We start from the raw sequence: 18,500 nt of genomic DNA, 5'->3' as shown, positions 1-18,500 counted from the left end.
GGCCCTTGTCTTCTGGCCCCCAACCTAGGTTCCGTCAATCGGAATACCCCATATGGCCTCCGCTCTCTCAGACAAACTATCGCGCCTCGTCAAAGAAATTCGAGGCCAGGCGCGCATCACCGAAGCCAATGTGACCGACATGCTGCGTGAAGTGCGCATGGCCCTGTTGGAGGCCGACGTGGCCTTGCCCGTGGTGCGCGACTTTATTGCCCGCGTCAAGGAAAAAGCGCTGGGCCAGGACGTGCTGGGCTCGCTTTCGCCTGGCCAGGCGTTGGTCAGTATTGTCAACCGGGAGCTCTCTAGCACCATGGGCGAGGGCGTGAGCGATATCAATCTGGCCGCACAACCCCCGGCGGTCATTTTGATGGCGGGCTTGCAAGGTGCCGGCAAAACCACCACCACCGCCAAGCTGGCCAAACACCTGATCGAAAAACGCAAGAAGAAGGTGTTGACGGTCTCGGGCGACGTCTATCGCCCGGCGGCGATTGAACAGTTGAAAATGGTGACGGCCCAGGCCGGTGCCGAGTGGTTTCCCAGCTCGCCGGATCAAAAACCGGTGGCCATTGCGCTGGCGGCGCTGGACTATGCGCGCAAACATTTCTTTGACGTGCTGCTGGTGGACACGGCCGGTCGCCTGGCCATTGATGAAGCGCTGATGCAGGAAATCAAGGCCCTGCATGCGGCCCTGAACCCGGTGGAAACCCTGTTTGTGGTCGATGCCATGCAGGGCCAGGATGCGGTCAACACGGCCAAGGCATTTAAAGACGCGTTGCCCCTGACCGGCATCATCCTGACCAAGCTTGACGGTGATTCACGCGGCGGCGCGGCGCTGTCGGTGCGCCAGGTCACCGGCGCGCCGATCAAGTTTGCCGGGACCAGCGAGAAGCTCGACGGCCTGGAAGTGTTTGACGCCGAGCGCCACGCCGGGCGCATCCTGGGCATGGGCGACATTCTGGCGCTGGTGGAGCAGGTCACGTCCGGTGTCGATATGGCCGCGGCCCAAAAGCTGGCGGCCAAGGTCAAAAGCGGCGGCGGTTTTGACTTGAATGACTTTCTGGCCCAGATTCAGCAAATGAAGCAGATGGGGGGCCTGTCCAGCCTGATGGACAAGCTGCCCGCCTCCATGGCCGCGAAAGCCGGTCAAATGGACATGGGCCGGGTCGAAAAAGACATTCAGCGCAAGCAAGGCATCATCCACAGCATGACGCCGCTGGAGCGGCGCAAACCCGAGCTCATCAAAGCCACGCGCAAACGCCGTATTGCCGCTGGCGCCGGCGTGCAGGTGCAGGAAGTCAACCGCATGCTCAAAGAGTTCGAGCAGATGCAGGACATGATGAAAAAGATGAAGGGCGGCGGCATGATGAAAATGATGAAGCGCATGGGCGGCATGAAGGGCATGCCGAAGATGCCCTTCTGAGACATTGTGGGACAGACCAAGGCTACAGGAGTGAAGCGAGTGAGCTTGCTCTGTCCCCAACACTTTAGAAGCGATATTTATACATTTTATGGCTCTAGCCCCCGTGTATATTGAATACTATGCTATTACTTTAATAGCATTTATGAGCCTTCGAGAGTCATGAAGCTTCAGCTCAACCGGTCCGAAGCAATGCTTTGGTCAGGCCACGCTGGCGAGCGTCAGCGTGGCTTTACGTTGATCGAGCTGATCATGGTGATGGTGATGCTGGGGGTGCTGGCGGTGTTTGCGGCACCACGCATCTTCAACAGCGATGATTTTTATGCGCGCGGGTTTCATGATGAGACGCTGGGGCTGCTGCGCTATGCGCAGAAGACGGCGGTGGCGCAGCGCAGGACGGTTTGTGTGAGTTTCCCAACGACCGGCTCCGCAACACTGAGCATTGCCGCAAATGCCCCCACTCCCACCACGCCCACGCCCACTTGCAGTCCGGCATTGCCGCTGATTGGACCTCGGGGAGAAAGTCCGGCCACCATCCCGGCCACCGACCATGGGGCAAGCTACAACGGATTGCCTGGTAATTTCAACTTCAATGGACTGGGACAGCCGATGAGCACGGCTGGCGTCTTATTGGGCACCCAAACCGTCATCCAGATCAACAATGCATCGATCGTCTTTGTCGAAGCAGTTACCGGCTATGTTCATGACTAGGTCACGCCAACATGGCTTCACGCTGATCGAGCTCATCATCTTCATCGTGGTGGTGAGCGCCGGGCTGGCGGGTATTCTTTCGGTGATGAACACCGTGGTCAAGTCCAGCGCCGACCCGATGGTGCGCAAGCAGACGATCGCCATTGCCGAGTCCTTGCTGGAAGAGATTCTGCTCAAGGACTATGCCAAACCAACCGGCAGCACCGCGTTGGGATTTTCGGCCGGTGGAAGCCGCAAGCTGTTTGATTGCGTCACAGATTACAGCGGCTACAACACCACGAGCGGCATCGTGGATGTATTGGGCACCGTAATTCCCAGTCTGGCGAGCCACAACATTTCCCCCGTGACGGTGGCATCCAGCACCGATTTGACCGGCGTTGCGGCACTGAGGGTCACCGTTTCGGTAACCGACCCGACCGGCAATACCATCAGCCTCGCGGGCTACCGGACTTGTGATTTGTCGCCGTCATGTCCACTGCCATGAAACCTCCTTCTTGTCAGCGCGGCTTCACCCTGGTCGAACTGATCATGGTGATCGTCATCATGGGCGTGATCGGCGGTATCGTGTCGGTTTTCATGAAAAGCCCGATTGACGCCTACTTTGCCAGCGCCCGGCGCGCGGCGCTAACGGATACGGCCGACACCACGGTGCGGCGCATGACGCGCGATATTCAAAGGGCGCTGCCCAACAGCATTCGCACGCCGACGACCACACCAGCCAATCAGTGCGTCGAATTCATCCCGACCAAGACCGGTGCCCGTTACCGGGCCGAAAACATGGCGGCGGGTGATGACACCAGTCTGGACTTCACTGCCGCTGACACGACATTTAATATGTTGGGCAGCAATGTTGCTTTGCCAGCAGATCAGCGAATTTTGGTGGGTGATGTGATCGTGGTCTACAACCTGGGTATTCCCGATTCGGATGCCTATCAGCTCACGGGCAAGGTCAATCGTGCCGTAGTTGGCGGATCAAACCCCCTGAGCGAGGCTGGCGCTCCCCTGGAGACGACCATTCCCATTGCCAGCACGCAGTTTCCGTTGGCCTCAGGCAGCAACCGCTTTCATGTGGTGTCCGGCGCCGAAAACGTCGTGTCATTTGTATGCAGCGGTGGGGATCTGCATCGCACGATCAGCACTTTTGCGGCCGCTGCCGCTACCAGTTGCCCCGCTACTGGCCCCATCCTGGCCCGCAATGTCAGCTCATGCAACTTCGACTACAGCGGCTCCGACCTGCAACGCAACGCTCTCATTCGCATGACCCTGCAACTGACCGACAGCGCTGAAACCGTCAGCCTGCAGCACGAAGTGCATGTGAGCAACACGCCATGAATCGCATCCAACAAGCGCAGCGCGGCTTTGCCGCTATCGCCGCCATCTTTCTGGTGGTGATCCTGGCCGCGCTGGGCGGCTTCATGCTGACCTTTTCCAACACCCAGCAGCTCACTTCGGCGCAGGATATTCAAGGCTCCCGGGCCTATTGGGCAGCGCGCGCCGGGCTGGAGTTCGGCATCGGTACGGTCGTTGCGACCTCAGCCTGTCCGATTTTGCCGACGCCCTCGCCAACCACCTTGTCAACGACCTTTGACGGCGGCTTTAGCGTGACCGTGACCTGCAGCCGCGCAGACTATACGGAAGCTTCAGCAACCAGGTCCATTTACCAGTTCACCTCAGTCGCATCCAACGGCGCCGCCGTTGGCAGCATCGGCTACATTGAGCGCAGCCTGTCTGCGTCGATGGAGCTATAACCTGAACTGCTCATGGGTCTGCCCACAATTTATGATAAATAAGCCTCTAACCCCTACCTGTCGTGCGTTGTATGCTATTTATTTAACAGCAGTTTCCGGGTGCGCGAGTCAATACGCTCCGCCAGCTCGTCAACCGCAGGCGGACTGGGCACGGCGCTGGGGCCGGCGCATGGCTGTACTGTCGATGGCGGCGCTGTTCAGTGGACTTGCTGCTGCTGCCACTTACACCTTGCCTGGTGGCATGCTACCTAGCGGCTGCACTTCCGACTCAAGTACCAGCGTGACTTGTTCAAGCCTGAGCCTGAGCTGGGGCGACAACATCGTCGTGACCAACGCCAACACCACGCTCACCATCACCAACGAATTGAAAGTCGGCGGCAACAACATCAACACCAGCAGCCCGGCCAGCGGTTTCAACATAGTTGCCAAAAAAATTACCAGCGGCGGCAGCAGCACATTCGGAGGGAGTCTGACAGCGACAAGCGACGACATCACCATCGGGTCAGCCGACAAGGTCACGGGAGATGTGACCAGCAACAAGGGCAAGGTAACACTGAATAGCGCGAACGTTTCAGTAGGTGGCAACGTGACGGCCAAAGAAGAAGTCGAACTTGGAAGCGGTGCCTCGGTCGCTGGCAATGTCACCAGCACCAATGGCAGCGTCATTTTGAAAAGCTCAAACAGCAGTGTTGGTGGCAACGTGACGGCCCGAGACAAAGTCACGCTTGAAAGCGGTACCCAAGTCGGCGGCAACGTGAATAGCACCAATAATGATGTGAATCTGTGGTCTTCTAATGCAAAAGTCAATCAGTGCATCACCGTCGATATAAACAAAAATATCAATCTTGGATGGCATGCTTCAGTCAGCGGAGTCTGCTGCCAGTCGGGTGCCTCTTGCACGACTGATTGCGTCAATAACTCTAGTGGCTATGCAACGCCGGGGATTTGCGTTGCCGCCCCAGTCACGTTGGCAGACTACCGATTTGATGAAGCGGCTCAATACACGGGCACGTCGGGTGAAGTTAAAAACACGGTCTCGGGAGGCGCCAACGGCACGACCTTTAACGGTGTTAATAACAGTGCAGGCAAGGTCTGCAAAGCTGGAAATTTTGACGGTGTCAATCAGTATGTTGTTGTCAACGGTCTGAGTGATTCACTCTCCGGCACAGCGTCGATGAGCTTCTGGATCAAGACCACCCAGGTCGGCAATAACACGATGTGGCAGGCACCGGGTGTGACGGGGATTGAAGAAGACGGTGGCGGTGATGATGTTTTTTGGGGCTGGCTGGACAACAATGGACGTATCGGCATCACCAAGGGCAACACAACCGGGGCCAAGTCAACTGACGCGATCAACGATGGGCAATGGCATCATATTGTATTGACCCGAGATGCCAGTAGCGGCGCCACCAAAGCCTATGTAGATGGCAATTTTCAGCAACAGGTGAAGTCAGAAGCCGGGGTGGTTACCAAGCCTTTCTCAAGCATTGGACGAATTGAAAACACCAGCAGCGGTAAATCGCCCAAGTATTTGCAGGGTTCGTTGGATGAGGTCAAGGTTTTTTCCGGTGTTTTGAGCAATGGTGATGTGAGCAGTATTTTCACGAATGAGAATGCTGGAAAAAACTGGGACGGGACGGCGCGGGTTTGCGCGGCCGCCGGGCCGGACCACTACGAATTATCCCTGCCGGCTACCAGTATCACATGCCTGCCGACGACGGTAATCGTTACCGCTTGTGCCGATAGCTCCAATCCTTGCGCCAGCGTTGCAACCGGCGTGACGGGAACAGCCAATCTGGCCGCCACCGGCGGGACGATAGGCGTGGCGGCCCTGACTGCGGGTGTGGGCGCCACGACGCTGAGTTATCCGGCTGCAACGGATGGCACAGTGGTCACGGTTTCCCTCACTAGCGCAACCACGCCAGCGACTAACCTGACGACTTGTTCAGGCGGCAGTTGTTCCACCACTTTCAACACGGCTGGTTTTATCTTTTCCGCCGCCGCCAATGGCGCTGCGGCGACTGTTCCCACCCAAGTTGCGGGCGTCGCATCTGGCGCCTATTACTTGCGGGCGGTCAAGACCAACGCCACCACCATGGCGTGCCAAACGGCATTGACTGGGACGCAGTCGGTCGATCTTGGCTATGAGTGCAACGATCCGGCGACGTGTTATGCCGCCGACCTGATGAGCGTGAACGCGGGTACTGCCACTCTCATTGCGCGCAATAACAATGGCGTCCATTCAAGTGCGACACCGGTCAATATGACCTTTGATGCCAATGGCAACGCTCCCTTCACTTTTGTTTACAGCGATGTGGGCAAGGTAACGCTCTGGGCCAGAAAGACGGTAAATTCCGCCGTGTTGACGGGGTCATCCCTGCCAGCAGGAGGGTTCGTCGTGAAACCCTACGACTTTGGAGTGATGCCCTGTGCAGCTTCTGTTGTCGGTGATTGCACCACGCCACCCGCCGATCCTGGTCTGACCGGAGGCGGTAGCGTCTTTGCCAAGGCGGGTCAATCGTTCAAAGCGACGGTGACTGCACGCGCCTTCGGCGGCACAGCCACTCCCAGCTTTGGATCTGGCTCGAACAATGCAACCGAAACCGTGAGTCTGACTCATACCCGTGTGGCGCCCACCAGTGTCGGTGCGGTGGACGGTTCGTTGGGCGGCACTACTTCGATACTGCGCAGCAGTTTTGGTAATGGAATTTCCACGATAGGCAACTTGTCTTGGAGCGAGGTGGGGGTGATTACGCTGACTGCTACCAACAGCACGTTCCTGGGAAATGCGTTGACCACAACTGGAACAACCGGCAATCTTGGGCGTTTCATTCCCGATCATTTTGATACGGTTGTAGCAGGACCAATGTCTTGTGCTCCGGGTGCGGGGTGTGCCGCTCCCATCACAGAGATGGTTTATTCGGGCCAAGTATTCAAGACGGTGACTGTGTTGGCCAAGAATGCGACCAACGCTCAGACCAGCAACTATCAGGGAGCCTTTGCCAAGGCTGTTACTTTGAGCGCGACCGCCGCCAGTGGCGGCGCCGCGATTCCGACAGGCGGCACGGGCCAACCGACTTTTACATCGGCATCGGCCTCTGGTTTTACTGCTGGTAAAGCAATTGTGACTGGCGCAGCTTCGCCAGTGTTCGCGTTCGCTACGTCACCGACGGTGCCGACAGATGTTTATGTCCGAGCCATAGATGCAGATAGTGTTTCGTCCTTGCGATCTCCCGCAACGAGTTCGGTCGAAGGCGGCGTCAAAGTGGTAAGTGGGCGCATCAAAATTCCGAATGTTTACGGATCTGAGTTGTTGCCGCTTCCCATCACGGTGTCGGTTCAATATTACAAAAATGCTCCAGAGGCTTGGGTGCTCAGTACGACGGATAGCGTGACCCGCTTTGACACGTCAATCGACATTGAGGTGAGTATCGTCAAAGGACCTCTTGCGGCTGTTACCGTGCAAAGTCCAGGCTTGGTAACGGTGGGTAGTGGGGTGAAAACCTTCACATTCAACAAACCCAATGTCGCCGGCAGTGCAGACATCTGCCTGAAGAATCCGAGCTGGCTGATGACTGACGGCGGTCTTGCTTGCGGTGTCAGTCCCAGGATGTTTGGCCGTGCCACCTTCGGCATCTACAAAAGCCCTCTCATCTACCGCCGTGAAAATTATTGAGAATGCCAATTTCTTGTGAAATTTATAGGGTTAGCCCCCGTCCTGTATGCGGCATGAGCTACTAAAATAAGAGCGAAATAGCTTCATGTATTCTTCCTCCATTCTTGGAACCGCTCCCCACATGACAAAGCCCCTCTGGCAGAAGCCCGCCTGACCATGCGCTGGCCCTGGCAACGCAAAAGTTCTGACGATCAATTGGTCGTCTCCTGGTCGGGTCATACGCTGGCCTACGTGCTGGCACGGGCGCGTCAGGACGGCACTTATGAAGTTCTGAAGCTGGGGGTCGAGCGTCAAGGCACCGACAGCACGGAGGCTTTTGTGCACCGCCTGCAGGCTCTGGGCCTGAAGGGGTTTGAGGCTCGCATCATGTTGCGGCCCGAGCAGTACCAGTTGTTGCAGATCGACACCCCCGCGGTGCCGCCTGAAGAGTTGCGTTCGGCCGCCCGTTACCAGATTCGGGACATGATTCATACGCATATTGACGACGTCACGCTGGATGTGATGCGGGTGGGTGACGATCAGCAAAAAGGTAAGGGGCATCTGTTTGTGGTGGCTGCGACCAATGCGGTGATGCGCGAGGTGCTTGATTTGGGTGACAGCATGCATTGGTCGGTGTCGGTGATCGACATTCAGGAAACCGCGCAGCGCAATCTGCAAAATGCGCTGGCCGCGCGCGATGGCCGTGCCGAGCGGGCCAACGCGGCCTTAGTGTTGGTGAATGGGCAAAAAGCGGTGCTCACCATCAGTGCCAATGACGAGCTGTTTTACACGCGCAGTTTTGATTTGCCGGAGGATTTTTTTGAAGCCGCGTGGGAGCAGGGTAGTGGGGTATCGGTAGCTGATGCGCCTGATGCCGCTGCCTTTACCCCCGTGGAGGACTACGTGCCGGACTACAACGGAGAACGAAACGCGTATAGCCATGACTATGCGGGCAGACAGCTCAATGATCGCTCGGCGCCGCCCGGCGTGAGTGGGTCCGATGCGTCGGCACAACGCTTTTTGGTCGAGGTGCAGCGTTCGCTGGATGTGTGGGATCGCACGTGGTCGAGCATGCCGCTCCATGGCTTGCGCGTCTATGCCGGCGGGCGCAGTGAGGAACTGGCCCAGTGGTTGGCAGCGCAGTTGGGGCAGGCGGTGGTCGCGCTGGACGTAGCGGCCTGGTTTCCAGGTGGTGAGGAGGCGACAGCGGATGGCCAGGCGTTGTGCTTGCCCTTGCTGGGTGTCTTGATGCGCACCGAGAGTCGCAAGCTCTGACGGGGCCAGCCCGGAATTCACCCTACGATTAACCAGACGCCCGTAGCCACCCTATCCCCCAACTTCTCTCATGTCCCAGCAAATCAACCTCTGTACCCCGATTCTGTTAACGCAAAAGCGTTACTTTTCGGCGCAAACCATGGCGCAGGCTTTGGCGGTGTTTGTGCTGTTGGGGGGTGGTCTGTGCGCCTATTGGGTCTGGAGCTTGAACACCGCCAGCGAAGGTTTCAAGAAAACGCTGGCAACCCAGGCGCAAGAACTGGAGGGTTTGCAGGCTGCCATCAAGCAGGGCAAGCTTGGCTCAGGCCCGCTGGAAGCCGCCCTGGCGCAGCAGTTGCAGGGCCACAAGCTTGATTTGCAGCAACGCCAGAGTCTGATGGAAGCGCTGCAGCGCGGTTTGTTTCGACCTGGCTGGGGCCATGCTGCACGCTTGCAGTTGGTGGCGCGCAGCATCCCGGCACAAGTGTGGGTCACGGACCTGAAGGCCGATGACAATCAGCTGGCGCTCACTGGCTTTACGCTGGATCCCGCCGCACTCAATGACTGGGTAGCCAAGCTGGCGGCCAGCCCGCTGCTGGAAGGACAAAAGTTGTCAACCGTCAAGGTGGAGCATGCCAGCGCCGCGGTGCTGAAAACCCTGGCTGGCACGGCAGTGCCTGCGGCGGTCTCTGCCAGCGCTTCTACGGCGCGACCGATGTGGTCATTCAGCCTGGTCAGTGCGCTGGGCAAGCCAGCCCCACAAACGGGGGCCAAACCATGAAGCTTTGGTGGAAGAGCTGGTGGGGCGTGCAGTCCGGGCGCATCAACGCCTTGAGTCTGCGCGAGCGGGTGTTTTTGTTCTTGGCCGTTATTGCGAGCTGCATGGCGCTGGCCGATGTGCTCTGGTTGTCGCCAGCGCAGGTGGCGCACAGGCAATTGACGCAGCGCTTCGAGAAACAAAGTGCTGATTTGCAGCGTGCGCGTGATGAGTTGAAAACGGTGGCCCAGCCCGCGGATGTCGGCCGGGCAGCGCGCGATGAAATTGCTGCCGTCAAGATGCAGCTTGATTCAGTCAACCAGACCATCAAAGAGGTCTTGCCGGGCACCGCCCGGGCCACGCCACTGGCGCAGGCGCTGAGCCATTTGTTGCGTCGTCATGCCGGGTTGACGCTGGTGCGCACTTCGGCCGTGGCGCCTGAGGTGAGCAGCATCCAGCCCGGGCAAACCGCTGGCGCGGCGGCACTGCCGGTTGGGCTGACGCGCCAGGGCATCGAACTGACGGTGTCGGGCGCTTACCCTGATTTGACGCAATACGTTCAGACGCTGGAAAACGAGATGCCGCAGGTGCGCTGGGGTGTCATGACGGTCAAAAGCGACAAGTTGCCGCCGGAGCTCACGCTGCAATTGTTTTTGCTGGAGGTGCAGCCATGACGCGTTCGCTGCACTGCTTGATGGGTGTGTTGCTTGGGGCCGCGTTCGTCGCGGCCGGTGCCCAGAGTCTGCGTGACCCGACGCTGCCGCCGGCCGAGGCGGCTGTGGCTGGTGCGCCTGCTGGCGCAAGCACCATCGGCTTTGATTCAAGCGCCACGGCTGTGATTGTGCGCAACGGGCGCTCGTATCTGGCGGTGGGCACACGTCTTTATGCGCCGGGCGAGAAGCTGGGCCAGGCGCGCATTGAGCGCATTTCGGAGACCGAAGTCTGGTTGCGCGAACGCGGTGTGCTGCGCAAGGTGCCCCTCTTTGCCGGCATTGAGCGGCGTGCGGCGGCAGCGCCCGCGCTGAACGCAGGCTGCGCAGCGGACGGATCGAACAGGCGCCCGGCGGTCAAAGCGAGCGCGGCATCCGGGGCGTCAAAGGCAGCCAGGGCACGCAGTCCAAGCCAAATTTCAAATAGATCCGGTTCCCCAAATACATCGCCCTCAGTCGCCCCTTGCGTCGGCGTTCGACCCTGAGGTCTGTTCCAATGACTAGAAAAACCGACACCATGATGACTATTTTCCAGCCCAACCGACTTGGCCATGCCGCTTGGTCACCAGCAGGTGCCTTGCCCGGTCTGTGTCTGGCGATGGGTGTGACCTTGCTCGCTGGTTGTGCGGCTGAGCGGCCACTGCGCACGCCTGATGTGGGCGAGGCCATCCGTGCGGATCTGGCCGTCGGCGAGGCGGCCAGGCCTGCCAAACCGGTGCTTGTGCCGTCGCGTATCAGTGACGCGCTGGCCGAACCAGCACCACCCGCGGTGGCCATGCGTCCCGAGCCCAAGCTGGATTTGTTGGTGAACAACGCCCAGGCCCGCGAGGTTTTTTTGGCCATCGTGGCCGACACGCGCTACAGCATGATGATGCACCCTGATGTGGCGGGCACTTTGTCGGTGACGCTGCGCGGTGTGACGGTGCTGGAGGCGCTGGAGGCCATTCGTGACGTGTATGGCTACGACTTCAAGATGGAGGGTCGGCGCATCACGGTTTATGGGCCGACGCTGCAGACGCGGATCTTCACCATCAATTACCCGCATTCCCAGCGGGTGGGTAACAGTGACTTGCGGGTGTCGCCGGGGGCCGCGCTGCAGTCGAGCTCGTCTGGCGGTACGACCAACGGTGCTACGCAGCCAACATCGAGCAGCCAGCAGGGCGAGGGCAGCCGTGTCACCACGACGTCCAAGACCGATTTTTGGGCCGAGTTGACGCAAGCGGTCAAAGGCCTGGTTGGCGCCGGTCCCGGGCGCAGCGTCGTGATCAGCCCGCAGGCCGGCATCATGGCCGTGCATGCCATGCCCGACGAGTTGCGCCAGGTCGATAAATTTCTGAAGGCGGCGCAGATTGCGGTCGAGCGCCAGGTGATGTTGGAAGCCAAAATTGTGGAGGTCGAGTTGCGCGATGGCTATCAGAGCGGCATTGATTGGTCGGCTTTGAAAAATGGTGGCGGTTCGACCGGGGCCATGGGCGTGATCGGCGGCAACACCTCTGCCGCCACGTCCAGCAATACCCTGGTGCGCGGTGTGCAGTCCAACCTGCCGGGCTTTTCTGCTGGGTCTGCGTTGCTGGCCGACGGCATCTCGTTGCCGGCAGCGGGTACTGGCCTTTTTGGGCTGGCTTTCGCCACCGATGGCTTCCAGGCGGTGCTCGGTTTCCTGGAGACCCAGGGCGATGTGCAGATACTTTCCAGTCCGCGTATTGCGACCTTGAACAATCAGAAGGCGGTGCTGAAGGTCGGGGCCGAAGATTTCTTTGTGACCAATGTATCGGGCGGCTCGACGTCGAACGTCACCACGGGTTCGACCGCAACCGTGACCATGCCGTCCATCACCCTGACACCGTTCTTTTCCGGTATTTCGCTGGACGTGACACCGCAGATTGATGAAGGCACCAAGATCATGTTGCACGTTCATCCATCGGTGACCACGGTCAGCGAGAAAGCCAAGCAGATTGATCTGGGCAGCGCCGGCAATTATGTGTTGCCACTGGCGTCCAGCAGCATGAATGAGACCGACACGCTGGTACGCATTCAGGACGGCAACATTGTCGCCATTGGCGGCTTGATGCAGATTGAGTCCAACCGCAAGTCCTCGGGCTTGCCCGGCACCAGCGACGTGCCTTTGTTTTCTACTTTATTTGGCAACCGCGCCAACACCGGGCGCAAAAAAGAAGTGGTGGTGCTGATCAAGCCCACCATCATCCGCACCGCGCAAGACTGGGAAGCGCAAACCCGGCGTACCCGCGCGGCGCTGGACGATATCGATTCAGTGCGCGCCCGCGTGATCCGCATTGACGGCACGGTGCAAGAAGGCGCGCCCAGAACCCCGGCGCGGTGATGTATTTGCGGCATTTTTCGCTGCGTGAGGCACCGTTTTCCATCACGCCCGACAGTGCCTTCTTTTACGCCCATGAAGGCGCGCAGGCCGCACTCAACATGCTGCTGGTGGCGCTGCGCAGTGGTGAAGGGTTTCTGAAAATTGTCGGTGAAGTCGGTTGCGGCAAAACCGTGTTATGCCGCCAATTGCTCAAGACGCTGCAGGGCGAATGTGTCACCGCCTACATCCCGAACCCGGATATGGGGCCGGATGATTTGTTGATGACCTTGATGCAGGAGCTGGGCATTGACGTGTCACAAACCCTGGAGGGCCGAAAATTGACCCGCTACCAGGTGCACAACGCTTTGCGGGACTGTCTGTTGGGCTACGCCGAGGCGGGTCAAAGGGTGGTGGTTTGTATTGACGAGGCGCAGGCTATTCCCGTGCGCACCTTGGAGAGCTTGCGCCTGTTGTCGAATCTGGAGACCGAAAAACGAAAGTTGTTGCAGCTGGTGTTGCTGGGTCAACCCGAACTTGACGACAAGCTGTCGCGCCCTGAAATCCGTCAATTGCTGCAACGCATCACCTTTAGCGAATACCTCGGGCCGATGACGGTGCACTGTGTGCCGACCTATCTGGCGCACCGCCTGGCGACGGCCGCCTTGGGTGAGGCCACCGATACCCAAGTGTTTGAGTTGGAGGCGGCGCAGTTGATGGCGCGCCTGAGCGGTGGTGTGCCAAGGCTGGTCAATATATTGGCGCATAAGTGTCTGATGCTGGCTTATGGTGAGAATGTGCACCGTGTGAACCGCCAGCATGTAGCCTTGGCTGGCTCGGACACGCCCGGTGTACGCGCGCTGGCGCCGCTGTCCTGGTTATCACGCTGGCTGCCATGGAAGTTACGCGGGCCGGGTCGGAAAGTTCAGAATGATCAGCAGGGAGCAGCGCTGTGAGTGTGATCAATAAAATGTTGCGCGACCTGGACAGTCGCCAGGCCGAGCGCCCTGGCTTGGCTCCAGCCCCGGACACGCGCATGGGTGTCGTGCGCGACACGCTGAGCGTGAAGAGCCTTGGGCAGTCGGGACTCAAGGCGCAATCGCTGCGTCGCGCAGTGCAACTGGTCACGACCGTTCTGGCCTTGGGTGGTGTGGCGGCCTGGTGGTATCTGAATCAAGCCGCCCCGGCGCAGCCCCCGGTGCCAGCAACACCGCTTGCCATGAGCGCCAAACCACAGCCAAAGCCGGTTGCGCCCCCGGTTTCACCCTCTGCCCCCTTGGTGACAAACAGCTTGACTGTGACGTCAACCCCGGTGGTTCCGGCCCCGCTCAGCGTGGCCGCCCAGCCGGCCCTTGTGTCTCGTCCGGAGTCGGCCAAATTGCCCGTACCCGCATCTGTGCCTGCGCCCAAGCCAGACGCAGACCACGCCAATTTTTCGCTCAAGATGGACAATTTGCTCCAGCATGCGCCAAGTCCTGCGGTGGCAACTCGCCCCCCTGCGGCTGGCACGCCCCGAACCGCGTCCGGGCCGATTTTGAGCCCCTCAGCCCCGAGTGAGCCGCTGCAGGTCCCGACTGCAGCCTCCAAGGTGATCGCATCGACCCCATTGACAGCGCCACAGAGCCAAGCCCGCTCGCCCGTCGCGCAGGAAGCCTTGGCGCAAGCCCAGCAACTCTGGAACGCGGGTTCGCGCTCGGCCGCCATTGATCTGTTGCACGAGGCGTTGATACTTGCCGAGCGCGCCAACCTTGCCGGCGCGCCGTCGGGCAGCATGTCGGTCATCGCCTCCATTGCCCGCGAACTCGCGCGCATGGAACTGGCAGAAGGCCGGGTGAGCCAGGTGTTGGTGCTGCTGACCCGCCTGGAGCCGCTGCTGTCGGATGTTGCGGATATCTGGGCGATCCGGGGCAACGCGGCGCAGCGCCTCGGGCAGCACCCGGAATCGGCCGCCGCCTATCTGATGGCCCTGAAACTGCGACCCAACGAACCCCGCTGGATGCTGGGCGCGGCCGTCTCGCTGGCCGCTCAGGGACAAACGAGCGCTGCGGCCGAACTGGCAGAAAAGGCCCGCGACGGCGGTGCTTTGAGTCCTGAAGTGGCCAGCTATTTGCGTCAGCTGGGCGTGCCTTTGCGTGCACACTGAGTTCTGTACACCAACTTGCCTGGCGGGAAAACCTTCATGCTTAAACGGATCAGTGTTCATCAACTCACCCTCGGGATGCACCTGCAGGAGTTTTGCGGCTCTTGGATGGAGCATCCTTTTTTCCGCACCAGTTTTGTCCTCAAAGACCCGAAAGATATTGAGTCAATTGTGGGCAGCAGCATCAAGGAAGTCTGGATTGACTGCGACAAAGGCTTGGACGTGGCGAGTGGTGAAGCGGCGGTGTCCGAGGCCGAGTCTGAGGCCCAGGTGGAAGATGAGCTAAAACAAATAGCCAACGGCCAGCGTCAACTGGCACCGGTCTCGGCGGCGCAAGAGCTTGAACGCGCCGCCAAAATTTGTGGCCAGGCCAAACAAGCCGTGGTTTCCATGTTTGAAGAAGTCCGCATGGGCAACGCCGTGGACGTGGGCGGCGCCAAACTGCTGGTGGAAGAAATATCGGACTCGGTGTCGCGCAACCCCGGTGCGCTCATCAGCCTGGCCCGGCTCAAGACGGCGGACGACTACACCTACATGCATTCGGTGGCGGTGTGCGCCATGATGGTGGCACTGGCCAAACAATTGGGACTGGATCAAGCCCAGACCCGTTCCGCCGGCCTGGCCGGGCTGTTGCATGACCTGGGCAAAGCGGTGATGCCGATGGACGTGCTCAACAAGCCGGGCAAACTGACCGATGCGGAGTTCACCATCATCAAGAGCCACGCGGTGCAAGGGCACAAGATGCTGCTGGGCGGCGTCAATGTGGACCCGATCGCCATTGAGGTCTGCTTGCATCATCATGAAAAAATGGATGGATCCGGTTATCCAGACCGGCTCGAAGGCGATCAAATCAGCCTTTGGGCCCGGATGGGTGCGGTGTGCGACGTGTATGACGCCATCACCTCCAACCGGCCGTACAAGTCAGGTTGGGATCCGGCCGAGTCCTTGCGCAAAATGGCCGAGTGGACCAAAGGCCATTTTGACCCCCAGGTGTTTCAGGCTTTTGTCAAGGGTATGGGCATTTACCCGGTCGGCTCACTGGTGCGCTTGAGCTCCGGGCGCATTGGCGTGGTGACCGAACAGACCAGCAAGTCCTTGACGACACCTCGTGTCAAGGTGTTTTTCTCCACCAAATCGAACATGCGCATCGTGCCGCAGCTGATCGACCTGTCCAGTCCCGACACCAGTGAAAAAATAGCCGCGCGTGAAGACCCGGCCAAATGGCATTTTCCTGACCTCAACGAACTGTGGTCAGGCCTGCCGAGTGCGCCCTGGTGATTTTATATAAAAACAGGCTGTAGCCCCCGTTAAATATAGATATGTCGCTATCAATTCAGGATCAATCGCCACACGGTGGCGCTTGATCCCCCAGTTTGACAGCCGCTCGGCACAGGCGGTCAAACGGGCTTGGGCGCGGCTGCGTATTTACGCAGTTCCTGCTTGGCAATGGCGTTGCGGTGTACTTCGTCCGGCCCATCGGCAAAGCGCAGGGTGCGGGCGTTGGTGTAGGCGTAGGCCAGCGGGAAGTCATCACACATGCCGGCGCCGCCGTGCGCCTGCATCGCCCAGTCGATCACTTGGCAGGCCATGCTCGGCGCCACGACCTTGATCATGGCAATCTCGTTCTTGGCAAATTTGTTGCCAGCGATGTCCATCATCCAGGCGGCTTTGAGGGTGAGCAGACGGGCCATATCGATCTTGCAGCGGGCTTCGGCAATGCGCTCCTGCGTCACGGTTTGCGCGGCAATCGGCTTGCCAAAAGCAACCCGGCTGGTGACGCGCTTGCACATCAACTCCAGTGCCCGCTCCGCCTGGCCAATCAGGCGCATGCAGTGGTGAATGCGGCCCGGGCCGAGGCGCCCTTGCGCGATTTCGAAACCGCGGCCTTCACCGAGCAGGATGTTGCTGACTGGCACCCGCACGTTCTCAAACAGCACTTCCATGTGGCCGTGCGGTGCGTCATCAAAGCCCATGACATTGAGCGAGCGCACCACCGTGACACCGGGCGTATTGGAGGGGACCAACACCATGCTTTGCTGGGCATGACGCTCGGCTTGCGGGTTGGTTTTGCCCATGACGATGTGAATGGCGCAACGCGGGTCACCGGCGCCGGAGGTCCACCATTTGCGACCATTGATCACATAGTCATCGCCCTGGCGTTCCATGCGGGTCTGGATGTTGGTGGCGTCACTTGATGCGACCTCAGGCTCGGTCATGGCAAAGGCGGAGCGAATCTTGCCTTCCAGCAGGGGCTTGAGCCAGCGCGCCTTGTTTTCCTCGGAGCCATAACGGGCGATGGTTTCCATGTTCCCGGTATCCGGGGCCGAGCAGTTGAACACCTCACTGCTCCACAGGACGCGGCCCATGATTTCGGCCAGCGGCGCGTATTCCTGATTGGTCAGGCCGGCGCCCTGGTAGCCCGAGGCGGCGGCACTGTCGACCGGCAAGAACAGGTTCCACAGGCCAGCCGCCTGGGCTTTTTGTTTGAGCCCCTCGATGAGTTCAAGTGGTGTCCAGCGTTTGCCGGCTGCGGTGTTGGCCTCAATTTCAGCGTGCCAGGCACCCTCTGAAGGATAGATGTAGTCATCCATAAAGGCCTGCAATTTGACTTGCAGTTCTTTTGTCTTGGGGGAGTAGTCAAAGTCCATGGGATCTCCGGTTGTATCAGTTGGAACGGGCTCGATTGAAGTCAGGGTGTGATGTGGGATCAGGCTTTTTGGGCAAATTGCCAGGCCAGCTGGGCCAGCGGCCTGGCGCCGGCGCCGGAGCTCACTGCCTGCGCGCTGGCGGCGGTACCCATCTGCGCGCGCTTGGCAATGCCCTGCAAAATGGCAGCAATGCGAAACAGGTTGTAGGCCAGGTAGAAATTCCAGTCCGCTTTGAGCGCGTCGGGGGTGGTCAGCCCGGTGCGCTCGCAGTACAGCCGGATGTATTCTTCTTCGGTGGGAATGCCCAGACTGACCACATCGAGGCCGCCAATGCCGCGAAACGCCCCGGGTGGAATGTGCCAGGCCATGCAGTGGTAACTGAAATCAGCCAGCGGATGCCCCAGCGTGGACAGCTCCCAGTCCAGCACCGCCACAATGCGCGGCTCGGTCGGGTGAAACATCAGGTTGTCCAGGCGGTAGTCGCCATGCACGATGCTGACCATGTGCTCGGCCCGCGCCATGGCCGGAATGTGCTGCGGCAGCCAGTCCATGAGTTGGTCCATTTCCGGGATGGGCTGGGTGATGGAGGCGACGTATTGCTTGCTCCAGCGACCGATCTGGCGCTCAAAGTAGTTGCCCGGTTTGCCATAAGCCGCCAGGCCCCGCTCGGCGAACTTGACGGTGTGCAGGGCGGCGATGACGCGGTTCATCTCGTTGTAAATCGCGCCGCGTTCCTGGGTGCTCATGTCCGGCAGGGTTTGATCCCACAGAATGCGCCCTGGCATGAATTCCATCACATAGAACGCCCGGCCAATGATGGTTTCGTCTTCGCACAGGCAATACATACGCGGCACCGGCACATCGGTGCCCTGCAAACCACTCATCACTGCAAACTCGCGCTCAATGGCGTGCGCTGACGGCAGCAGTTTGGCGACCGGCCCTGGCTTGGCGCGCATGACATAGCTTTGCGCCGGCGTGTTGAGTTTGTAGGTTGGGTTGGACTGGCCGCCTTTGAAGGACTCGACGGTCAACGGGCCACAGAAGCCTGGCAAGTTTCTATCCAGCCAGGCGGACAGGGCGACAACATCAAACGCCTGTTTCTCGGAGACGGCCTGCGTGCCGATGAAATGCTCAAAATTGCTCATG

At 59.6% G+C, this 18,500-nt stretch carries 16 protein-coding genes; 14 read left to right on the top strand and 2 right to left on the bottom strand.

All coding sequences use genetic code 11. From position 1 onward, the window contains the following. The first annotated feature begins 52 nt into the window (after nt 1-52). From ffh to WA157_RS18570, 14 genes are all read left to right on the top strand, one after another. Nucleotides 53-1,417 carry a signal recognition particle protein gene (gene ffh, locus WA157_RS18635; protein ID WP_011465614.1) on the top strand — a complete coding sequence of 455 codons (1,365 nt, stop codon included), beginning with the start codon at nt 53-55 and terminating at the stop codon, nt 1,415-1,417. A gap of 189 nt (nt 1,418-1,606) precedes the next feature. Then, nucleotides 1,607-2,125, top strand: a complete 519-nt coding sequence (locus tag WA157_RS18630; RefSeq protein WP_422622400.1) for a pilus assembly FimT family protein — start codon at nt 1,607-1,609, stop codon at nt 2,123-2,125. Further along, the gene (locus WA157_RS18625) at nt 2,118-2,609 is read left to right on the top strand and encodes a type IV pilus modification PilV family protein (protein WP_422622399.1); all 492 of its coding nucleotides are present in this window, start codon (nt 2,118-2,120) and stop codon (nt 2,607-2,609) included. The genes WA157_RS18630 and WA157_RS18625 overlap by 8 nt, the downstream gene beginning before the upstream one ends. After that, nucleotides 2,606-3,457: a PulJ/GspJ family protein gene (locus tag WA157_RS18620; RefSeq protein ID WP_422622398.1), complete on the top strand. Its 852-nt coding sequence runs from the start codon at nt 2,606-2,608 to the stop codon at nt 3,455-3,457. Before WA157_RS18625 ends, WA157_RS18620 begins: the two co-directional genes overlap by 4 nt. Beyond that, nucleotides 3,454-3,873, top strand: a complete 420-nt coding sequence (locus WA157_RS18615) for a hypothetical protein (protein WP_422622397.1) — start codon at nt 3,454-3,456, stop codon at nt 3,871-3,873. The genes WA157_RS18620 and WA157_RS18615 overlap by 4 nt, the downstream gene beginning before the upstream one ends. Before the next feature lie 169 nt (nt 3,874-4,042). Beyond that, nucleotides 4,043-7,549 carry a DUF6701 domain-containing protein gene (locus WA157_RS18610; RefSeq protein ID WP_422622396.1) on the top strand — a complete coding sequence of 1,169 codons (3,507 nt, stop codon included), beginning with the start codon at nt 4,043-4,045 and terminating at the stop codon, nt 7,547-7,549. Nucleotides 7,550-7,705: 156 nt separating this feature from the next. After that, nucleotides 7,706-8,803, top strand: a complete 1,098-nt coding sequence (locus WA157_RS18605) for a hypothetical protein (RefSeq protein ID WP_422622395.1) — start codon at nt 7,706-7,708, stop codon at nt 8,801-8,803. A gap of 70 nt (nt 8,804-8,873) precedes the next feature. Further along, nucleotides 8,874-9,563, top strand: a complete 690-nt coding sequence (locus WA157_RS18600) for a PilN domain-containing protein (RefSeq protein WP_422622394.1) — start codon at nt 8,874-8,876, stop codon at nt 9,561-9,563. Continuing rightward, nucleotides 9,560-10,213, top strand: coding sequence for a hypothetical protein (locus WA157_RS18595; RefSeq protein WP_422622393.1), 654 nt, complete (start codon nt 9,560-9,562; stop codon nt 10,211-10,213). The genes WA157_RS18600 and WA157_RS18595 overlap by 4 nt, the downstream gene beginning before the upstream one ends. Then, entirely contained in the window at nt 10,210-10,734 is a 525-nt protein-coding gene (locus WA157_RS18590) for a hypothetical protein (protein WP_422622392.1), read from the top strand. The genes WA157_RS18595 and WA157_RS18590 overlap by 4 nt, the downstream gene beginning before the upstream one ends. Before the next feature lie 11 nt (nt 10,735-10,745). After that, nucleotides 10,746-12,590 (top strand): secretin N-terminal domain-containing protein, encoded by a 1,845-nt coding sequence (locus tag WA157_RS18585; protein ID WP_422622391.1) that lies wholly within the window; start codon nt 10,746-10,748, stop codon nt 12,588-12,590. Continuing rightward, nucleotides 12,590-13,522, top strand: coding sequence for an ExeA family protein (locus tag WA157_RS18580; protein WP_422622390.1), 933 nt, complete (start codon nt 12,590-12,592; stop codon nt 13,520-13,522). Before WA157_RS18585 ends, WA157_RS18580 begins: the two co-directional genes overlap by 1 nt. After that, nucleotides 13,519-14,709 carry a hypothetical protein gene (locus tag WA157_RS18575; RefSeq protein WP_422622389.1) on the top strand — a complete coding sequence of 397 codons (1,191 nt, stop codon included), beginning with the start codon at nt 13,519-13,521 and terminating at the stop codon, nt 14,707-14,709. The genes WA157_RS18580 and WA157_RS18575 overlap by 4 nt, the downstream gene beginning before the upstream one ends. A gap of 36 nt (nt 14,710-14,745) precedes the next feature. Further along, complete coding sequence (locus WA157_RS18570) at nt 14,746-15,984, top strand: HD-GYP domain-containing protein (protein WP_422622388.1); 1,239 nt, start codon at nt 14,746-14,748, stop codon at nt 15,982-15,984. A 119-nt stretch (nt 15,985-16,103) separates the two neighbouring features. Here WA157_RS18570 and WA157_RS18565 read toward each other — a convergent pair whose 3' ends face one another. Further along, nucleotides 16,104-17,354 (bottom strand): acyl-CoA dehydrogenase family protein, encoded by a 1,251-nt coding sequence (locus WA157_RS18565; protein WP_422622387.1) that lies wholly within the window; start codon nt 17,352-17,354, stop codon nt 16,104-16,106. 59 nt (nt 17,355-17,413) lie between these two features. Further along, complete coding sequence (locus WA157_RS18560; protein ID WP_422622386.1) at nt 17,414-18,499, bottom strand: phosphotransferase; 1,086 nt, start codon at nt 18,497-18,499, stop codon at nt 17,414-17,416. Nucleotide 18,500 lies beyond the last annotated feature (1 nt).

Origin of the sequence: Rhodoferax ferrireducens, from assembly GCF_049302455.1 — a bacterium.
GTDB classification, from domain to species: domain Bacteria; phylum Pseudomonadota; class Gammaproteobacteria; order Burkholderiales; family Burkholderiaceae_C; genus Rhodoferax; species Rhodoferax ferrireducens_B.
Note: the sequence above shows the minus strand (reverse complement) of the source record. Positions and strands in the feature narration are given on the sequence as shown.

Bases quoted from the DNA above. Each gene is read 5' to 3' on its own strand.
- WA157_RS18600 (WP_422622394.1), top strand. From the start codon at position 8,874: ATGTCCCAGCAAATCAACCTCTGTACCCCGATTCTGTTAACGCAAAAG.
- WA157_RS18620 (WP_422622398.1), top strand. From the start codon at position 2,606: ATGAAACCTCCTTCTTGTCAGCGCGGCTTCACCCTGGTCGAACTGATC.
- WA157_RS18585 (WP_422622391.1), top strand. From the start codon at position 10,746: ATGACTAGAAAAACCGACACCATGATGACTATTTTCCAGCCCAACCGA.
- WA157_RS18580 (WP_422622390.1), top strand. From the start codon at position 12,590: ATGTATTTGCGGCATTTTTCGCTGCGTGAGGCACCGTTTTCCATCACG.
- WA157_RS18590 (WP_422622392.1), top strand. From the start codon at position 10,210: ATGACGCGTTCGCTGCACTGCTTGATGGGTGTGTTGCTTGGGGCCGCG.
- WA157_RS18605 (WP_422622395.1), top strand. From the start codon at position 7,706: ATGCGCTGGCCCTGGCAACGCAAAAGTTCTGACGATCAATTGGTCGTC.
- WA157_RS18560 (WP_422622386.1), bottom strand. From the start codon at position 18,499: ATGAGCAATTTTGAGCATTTCATCGGCACGCAGGCCGTCTCCGAGAAA.
- ffh (WP_011465614.1), top strand. From the start codon at position 53: ATGGCCTCCGCTCTCTCAGACAAACTATCGCGCCTCGTCAAAGAAATT.
- WA157_RS18565 (WP_422622387.1), bottom strand. From the start codon at position 17,354: ATGGACTTTGACTACTCCCCCAAGACAAAAGAACTGCAAGTCAAATTG.
- WA157_RS18610 (WP_422622396.1), top strand. From the start codon at position 4,043: ATGGCTGTACTGTCGATGGCGGCGCTGTTCAGTGGACTTGCTGCTGCT.
- WA157_RS18630 (WP_422622400.1), top strand. From the start codon at position 1,607: ATGCTTTGGTCAGGCCACGCTGGCGAGCGTCAGCGTGGCTTTACGTTG.
- WA157_RS18570 (WP_422622388.1), top strand. From the start codon at position 14,746: ATGCTTAAACGGATCAGTGTTCATCAACTCACCCTCGGGATGCACCTG.
- WA157_RS18615 (WP_422622397.1), top strand. From the start codon at position 3,454: ATGAATCGCATCCAACAAGCGCAGCGCGGCTTTGCCGCTATCGCCGCC.
- WA157_RS18595 (WP_422622393.1), top strand. From the start codon at position 9,560: ATGAAGCTTTGGTGGAAGAGCTGGTGGGGCGTGCAGTCCGGGCGCATC.
- WA157_RS18625 (WP_422622399.1), top strand. From the start codon at position 2,118: ATGACTAGGTCACGCCAACATGGCTTCACGCTGATCGAGCTCATCATC.